Below are 6,618 nucleotides of genomic sequence, written 5' to 3'. Positions count from 1 at the left end.
CCATCGTGCTGACCATCCGACTCCCTGCCGACATTGAAAATCGGCTGAATGCATTATCGAAATCAACGGGGCGCACCAAGACGTTTTACGCCCGTGAAGCCATCCTGGCGCACATGGACGAGCTGGAGGCCGTCTACCTGGCTGAGCACCTTCTGATGGATGCCCGCGCCAGCCAAACCGAATCGATGCGGGTGAGAGTGCTGATGAAGCGGAAACCCTGATTCGCAGTCCGTTCCCCTGGTCCGCAGCCCTGCCTGCGGGCTTCTGCAGCCCCTCTCTCCCTCTCTAGGCCAGTCGGCCATACCCAAACCCCACCACCCCTTGCTATCGCCTTGGAGGCCCTTTTACGGGCCTTGGGCGCGGGTTGAGCCTGTACCCCGCCCATCTCCTTAGCCGCTAGTCTGATTCCCCTGCTCGTTTCCCCTAACCCGCAGCCTGTCTGCGGGTTTCTTCTGGCAAAATCCGCCCCCTTCGCTAAGGCGACTTAGCCATGTTCTTTAAAAACAGCGTCTGGAAAAAATTCTGTCCATTGGGCAGTTTTAGGCCAATGGATGCGTTAAAAGCCGCATGGCGTCTAGGTTTGACGGGTTCTAGTACGACAACTCGTGACCGGAAAATCTATCTTCGGGGATGTGCTTGGCAATAGCATCGCGGGGAATGGTCGTAACTGGGTTGGGCCTGCCAAGCCGGTCGTACCGGAACCGAACCGCAGCGAGCGGCCACGGGATTGGCGCGATCTGTTTGTTGATGAGGTCGTACCGGTAGCGCCAGTTGCTGCGGGTAACGCAGGTGCAGGTTCAGATGATTGGGAGCCCGCCGTCGGTGATCGTGGGCAAGTTGCGTATCGCAGACCCATGGGCCACGAACCAATGCCAGACCCATCTGCACCAAGAAATAAGCCGGTGTGGTCGTTCAAAGAAGCATCAATGACCTCTCGTGCTGCTGAAAATGCACAAAAAGAAGCCTCCATCAGACAACTCAATCTAGCTAGGCAAGATCGCACCTTTGCTTACTCCCCTAGTCCTAACGGGAAATTCACCCGCTTTGATGACATGCCGGTTAATTGGTTAGAGCTCGGGAAGTCCTCCATGGGTATGGTTGGTAGTGGATTGGGTGTCCTGGCAGGAGATGCGCTTCTAGGAACAGGTGGTGCCCTCATGATTGCACCTGAGCCTGTAGTCACTAAATTGTCTGGTGCCGCGTTACTTGTAGGTGGTGGAGCATTGGTAGCTCGGTCAGCAACTGGATTCGCTTTGAATGGTGCGAATTTTTATAAGGCACTCAAAGGCGCACCCTCTGGACCAGACTATCTGCCAGGTAGCGCACTTGAACTTGCAGCTAAATCTATGGGTGGAAGTGACAACATCGTAAGAGTTGCACAAGCAAGCGATATGGCCATTGATGTCGCGAGTGGGGCAGCATTTAGAAATGTCAGCATTTTCAATGGTGCCGCACGGTACACGGCTAGTTACCCAGCGCTGCTCCAACAACCCCGAATGATGGTTTCTATTGAAGCAGCAGCTAACGCCTATTCCCCTGTCGCATGGAAACTTGGCACTTCCACTTGGGGGGGGTATGTCGGTGTAGGTTCAGCCTATACGGGTGTTTATGATGCTGGAGCTTCTGCTGGTTGGTGGGGCACGCCTTACGTTAGTGTGATGGAGAAAAAATGATGTATAGAAATCAAGTACAAGAACATGAACAAGCTAGAAAAACTCGTGGTTATTTGAGACTGTTTCTAGTCTTGGCACTCTTCTTGATATTTTTTGTGTTTTCTTTAGCTGGATTGTTTGGGATGACAGCTAGAGGGGTACTTGCCACAATTTTCTTGTGGGTCCTTCACCTTGATCAAGTTAAAGCCGTATATGGGGATTATCGTGGATGGTTCTTCTCAGCATTAGGAGGAAAACAAAAACTTCCAAAACTAACTTTAGCGTTGTCAGTAATTGCCACGCTAATTAACAGCTTTCTTTTATTGGGAGAATTGAAGTAAAAGATATTCGGGGATGTGCTTGGCAACAGCATCGCGGGGAATGGTCGGCAGTGGTTTGGTCGTACCCCAACGCCAACGACAGCCAGCGGTATACCGGTCTCTCCAGTAGGTAGAGGCGCATCGGGGAATCCAGGCCCTGACGGTCGTAGCGGTGGCGCGGGTGGTAGTTGGGAAGTGCAAGCCGGTGGCGGTGGTGGTAGTTGGGAAGGCGGCTATGCCAATGACGCCGATGTGAAAGTACGCGCATTGCCTTATGAGCCCGACCCCGTCTTGCGGCGTATTGGGCCGCCAGAGGGATGGTTGCCATCCGGTGAAATCGATCACGCTTATATCAGTCGCCAAAGCATGCTTAACCGGCATAAGCGAGGGTTATCTGATTCGGTTGGTGCAATGCGCGAGTCAATGGCCTCCGATAGAGGAACTTTCTCAAATAGCGCCCAGGCTAGAGCCTACTTAGAGCGCATTGATCCACCGCTTAAAACTTTTGATTTAGAGCTAATGACTCTCGGGGCAGGCGGCCTTGTTACAAGGGGTGCGGTAAATGGCGCGGTTGCCTTGGGTAACGGTGCCAAAGCTTATGGAAATGCGTTGATCAAGTTGGGTACGGAAGCGGTCCAATATGGCATAAAGCCAGCCCTTATAATGAATTGGCACGTCACAGCCGGAACCACTGCTGCGTTTAGCGAGGCTGCATACCTTGCTGGTGGTGTACCCACACCATTTGGGGCGGAGGTGAATGCGGCTGGGGCGGGTGTTCGTGGGGTTCCAAACAGTGCACTTAGACAAACCGGTGGTGGTGGTGGTGATTTCATACCGTCCAGGTCATTCGGCGTAGGAGATAGCGCATCTATTAGCTATCTAAAGGAAACCGGTGCGTTCCCTGGGCCAAACGGTGTTGTTGTCCAAGGCCCACACTCGTTTGGAGATTTGTATGAGCTATCTACTCTCAATGGTCGAACCATTGAATTTGGTCTTGGACAGCGAATTGGAACTAACGGGCAAATTGAGCATGTTGTCAATAACGGCGGTATTAGCAGAGTTGGCTTTCCGAGCGACGTTTATCCAATAGCTCATACTCATCCGACCGTAAATAAGTTCCAGACTTCACCATCTAATGCAGATTTGGATATCATGCAGCGTAAAGTCTCAACTTTGTTGGAGAATAATCCTAAGGCTTCTATTCCGCCTCATTACATTATTTATTCGCCAACGGAATACACTGCATTTAGTCCTTTGCCATATGACTACTTTAACCTGGCGAAGTAAGGAGCCGAATATATGAAAATAGTATCTGATCAAGAAGTTCAAGAGAGCATAATTGATCCTGCTGGAGGTATAGAGAAATTCAGGCTTATTGTTTGCCCTAGCTATAAATTAATCCAGTATCTTCATGAGGAAGGTAATTTCCTCGATCTAATTATTGAAGATGACGATCTAGCAAGTGCAACGATTTCTCTTCTAGAAAAATCAGGTGTCCCTGAGATTCATTGGAAAGTCAGGTGATATAGGCATTGCCTGTTAGATAGAATCCTATTTGATCTAAATCGGCATTCTCTGACAAGACAATAACTTCAATACCCGAAGTCGTCATCACAGCGCACCCAGTCGGCATTGCCGTCTAAGTGCACGCACTCATCCCGGTCGGTCCACCATTCAGGTGGGCCGGCTGGCTCCTTAATCATTGCTGTCATTGCCAAATGCCTGCAAATCTTCCGCCAATTGCACGGCAAAGCCGCGCTGGTAAAACGCACTTGGGCGGCGTCTTGGACGCCCCCCAAAACGGCCCCTAAAAACCCTCAAGTTGTGTGCCCTTAACTCGTGTCAAAATACCCCCCACACCACACGCACCGCTTTGCGGGCTGTAAGTCACTGAATTAGAAGGAATATGCCTGTATACATTTGTTTACATGTCTACGTTTCGCGTTTAAACGCTTGATTCTTAAAGGCGGTTTCTGTCTACGGTGTAGACACCCCGCCTGCCTTCCAAAGCGTCCCATCCAGTGCCCGAAAAAATGCCTCGCGCAGCACGCGGACGGGTACGGCGCGGCCCATCAGTTGTGCACTAATCCCGATGACACCCCCGCGCCCGGCGACGCCGCCGCCCGCCCGGTTCGACCATCGTGACCAACTCAACGGGTAGGGTCTGCAAGGGGAGAACCCGGCCTGATGGCGCATGTTTCCCAGCGCTGTTTATTTATTTGATGGATATCTACTAGATATTTTTTATCTGTAATTTAGATATCTATTAGATAAATAAAATAGCCCCCTCGACCCCAGCTGCTGCTTGGGGTTCAGGGGGTTTCTTTTAGCGGCTGCATGGCAGACAGGGCGTAAACGTTAATTGCCTGTCTGTGGTGGCGTGAAGAACTGTTTTGCCTGATGCCTCAGGATCAAGCTATCCAGTATCTCTTTGACGACCTGTTTCTCTTCCGTAGAGAACGAAGAAATCGCCTCAAAGCGTAGGCGGAATTCATCGCTTGGCCCACGTTCCTGTTCATTAAACAGCAAGAAGTCAGTACTGACGTGCAGTTTGATGGCGATCTTCTTGAGCACCTCTAAAGACGGTTGTGCTTGGCCTGATTCGTACTTCTTCCAACTGTTTGAATGAACTCCAATAGCATCAGCCATCGCTTGCTGTGAGAGGCCAAGTTGCCTACGTAGGGTAATCAGACGCGCGGATAGAGACATGGACAACCAGAGAGAAAACGTATCGCCGATGATCCTACCTCCCGAAACCAATAGCACTTGACCGTAGTACATACATATGTGCAACAATAAAACACATATATGGTCTTGACAAGTTTTAGAGGAAATCCCGTTTATGGCCCGCATCCCGGATACAGAAATCGAACGCTTGAAAGCCGAGGTGTCGCTGGTTCGCCTGATCGAGGCGGATGGCATCGCGTTGCGCAAGCAAGGGAAGGATTACGCGGCCTGTTGCCCATTCCATGAAGACGACAAACCCAGTCTGGTGGTGACGCCGAGCAAGAACCTGTTTCATTGCTTTGGCTGTGGTGAAGCGGGTGGGCCCATCGATTGGGTGATGAAACGACGCGGTATCAGCTTCCGGCATGCGGCGGAATGGCTGCGGACCGGCTTAGGGGACAACCGCCTGGAACCGGTGCTGACCCCTTCTTCCTTAGCCGCTTCGCCTTTAGCTGCCGAGTCGCACAGGGTGGACGAAGCCGAGCGCCAGACCTTGCTGGGCCGGGTGCTGGCGTATTACCACGACACGCTCAAGCAAAACCCCGAGGTGCTGGCCTACCTGGATAAGCGGGGTTTGAATCATCCTGAGTTGATTGGCACCTTCCAGCTGGGTTACGCCAACCGCACACTGGGCTATCGACTGCCAGACAAGACCCTCAAGGCGGGCATGGCGGTGCGTCAGTCCTTGCAGACGGTGGGCTTGCTGCGCGAGAGTGGCCACGAGCACTTCAACGGTTCGCTGGTGGTACCGGTGATCGGCCTCAATGGTCAGATCCACGAAGTCTATGGCCGCAAAATACGCACTGATTTGCGCGCAGGTACCGCGGAACACCTCTATTTGCCGGGTGGACATGCTGGCGTGTGGAACGAAGCCGGACTGGCGGCGGCAGGGGGTGAAGTCATTCTGTGCGAGGCGCTCATCGACGCCATGACCTTCTGGGTGAATGGTTTGCGCAATGTGACGGCCAGCTATGGGGTGAACGGGTTTACCGCTGACCATCTGGCGGCCTTTGAGCGGCACGCGGTTAAACGGGTGCTGATTGCCTACGATCACGACGAAGCAGGCGACAAGGCTGCGCTGGCCTTGGCAAAACAGTTGCAAGCGCTGGGGTTGGATTGCTGGCGTATCCGCTTCCCGCATGGCCTGGACGCCAACGCCTACGCCCTGGCGATGAAACCCGCGCATAAAGCCTTGAGTTTGGTGGTGCGTAAAGCCGAATGGATGGGCCTGGAGGACGCGCCGAGCGAAGGTAAGCAAGCCCTGGCGGCGATGGCCTCCCGCGTCATGGAAGGGCCAGCGGCGGCTCCCCCGCTTCCCTTAGCCGCGGGTTTGCCTGCCGTGACGGATGGGGCGGTGCCGGTGACGCCACCGGTTGCCGAGTTACCTGCCAGCCCGGTACCGCCTGCGCCGCATTGCGATCTGAGCGCCGAGGTGAACGAGCGGGAAGTGGTGATGCAGCTAGGTGCACGACGTTGGCGGGTGCGCGGTTTGCCGAAGAATCTGGCGGTGGGGGTGCTCAAGGTCAACCTGATGGTGAGCGAGGGCGATGACTTCCACGTCGACACGCTGGACCTGTATGCAGCGCGGGCGCGTAGCCAGTTCCTGCAGCAGGCCGCCGTCGAGCTGCGAGCGTCAGCGGAGACCCTCAAAGCCGAGTTAGGCCGGGTGTTGCTCAAGTTGGAGCAGGTGCAGGACGACACGATTCAGCAAGCCTTGATGCCACAAGTGCCCAGCCAACCGACGATGAGCGAGGAGGAACAACAGGCCGCGTTGGAATTGCTGCGTGCCCCAGACCTGTTGGGCCGGGTGCTGGCGGACTTCGAGCAATGCGGCATCGTCGGTGAGGCGACCAACAAGCTGACGGCCTATTTAGCGGCCACCAGCCGCAAGTTGGACCGGCCGCTGGCGGTGGTGGTGC

The 6,618-nt window shown here is 54.0% G+C and carries 8 protein-coding genes; 6 read left to right on the top strand and 2 right to left on the bottom strand.

Going from position 1 to position 6,618, the window contains the following annotated elements:
• The 5 genes from relB to CSQ89_RS18850 form a co-directional block, all read left to right on the top strand.
• Window positions 1–221 (top strand): type II toxin-antitoxin system RelB family antitoxin (gene relB / locus CSQ89_RS18870; protein ID WP_308418176.1); only part of this gene is annotated, 221 nt, incomplete at its 5' end.
• Between the two features lie 681 nt (window positions 222–902).
• Window positions 903–1,673: a hypothetical protein gene (locus CSQ89_RS18865; RefSeq protein ID WP_143747095.1), complete on the top strand. Its 771-nt coding sequence runs from the start codon at window positions 903–905 to the stop codon at window positions 1,671–1,673.
• Window positions 1,670–1,993 carry a hypothetical protein gene (locus CSQ89_RS18860; RefSeq protein ID WP_099407606.1) on the top strand — a complete coding sequence of 108 codons (324 nt, stop codon included), beginning with the start codon at window positions 1,670–1,672 and terminating at the stop codon, window positions 1,991–1,993. Before CSQ89_RS18865 ends, CSQ89_RS18860 begins: the two co-directional genes overlap by 4 nt.
• A gap of 174 nt (window positions 1,994–2,167) precedes the next feature.
• Complete coding sequence (locus CSQ89_RS18855) at window positions 2,168–3,259, top strand: hypothetical protein (RefSeq protein ID WP_099407605.1); 1,092 nt, start codon at window positions 2,168–2,170, stop codon at window positions 3,257–3,259.
• Between the two features lie 12 nt (window positions 3,260–3,271).
• Window positions 3,272–3,496, top strand: coding sequence for a hypothetical protein (locus tag CSQ89_RS18850; protein WP_099407604.1), 225 nt, complete (start codon window positions 3,272–3,274; stop codon window positions 3,494–3,496).
• 453 nt (window positions 3,497–3,949) lie between these two features.
• Here CSQ89_RS18850 and CSQ89_RS22585 read toward each other — a convergent pair whose 3' ends face one another.
• Window positions 3,950–4,126 carry a hypothetical protein gene (locus CSQ89_RS22585; RefSeq protein WP_158229048.1) on the bottom strand — a complete coding sequence of 59 codons (177 nt, stop codon included), beginning with the start codon at window positions 4,124–4,126 and terminating at the stop codon, window positions 3,950–3,952.
• 204 nt (window positions 4,127–4,330) lie between these two features.
• Complete coding sequence (locus CSQ89_RS18845; protein WP_099407608.1) at window positions 4,331–4,681, bottom strand: helix-turn-helix domain-containing protein; 351 nt, start codon at window positions 4,679–4,681, stop codon at window positions 4,331–4,333.
• A 133-nt stretch (window positions 4,682–4,814) separates the two neighbouring features.
• Here CSQ89_RS18845 and CSQ89_RS18840 point away from each other — a divergent pair.
• A partial coding sequence (locus CSQ89_RS18840; RefSeq protein WP_143747094.1) for a CHC2 zinc finger domain-containing protein occupies window positions 4,815–6,618 on the top strand: 1,804 nt, incomplete at its 3' end.

It is taken from the genome of Chitinimonas sp. BJB300, from assembly GCF_002735695.1.
Lineage (GTDB): Bacteria > Pseudomonadota > Gammaproteobacteria > Burkholderiales > Chitinimonadaceae > Chitinimonas.
This window is presented reverse-complemented; position numbering and strand designations above follow the sequence as displayed.

Bases quoted from the DNA above. Each gene is read 5' to 3' on its own strand.
- CSQ89_RS18860 (WP_099407606.1), top strand. From the start codon at position 1,670: ATGATGTATAGAAATCAAGTACAAGAACATGAACAAGCTAGAAAAACT.
- CSQ89_RS18850 (WP_099407604.1), top strand. From the start codon at position 3,272: ATGAAAATAGTATCTGATCAAGAAGTTCAAGAGAGCATAATTGATCCT.
- CSQ89_RS18845 (WP_099407608.1), bottom strand. From the start codon at position 4,681: ATGTCTCTATCCGCGCGTCTGATTACCCTACGTAGGCAACTTGGCCTC.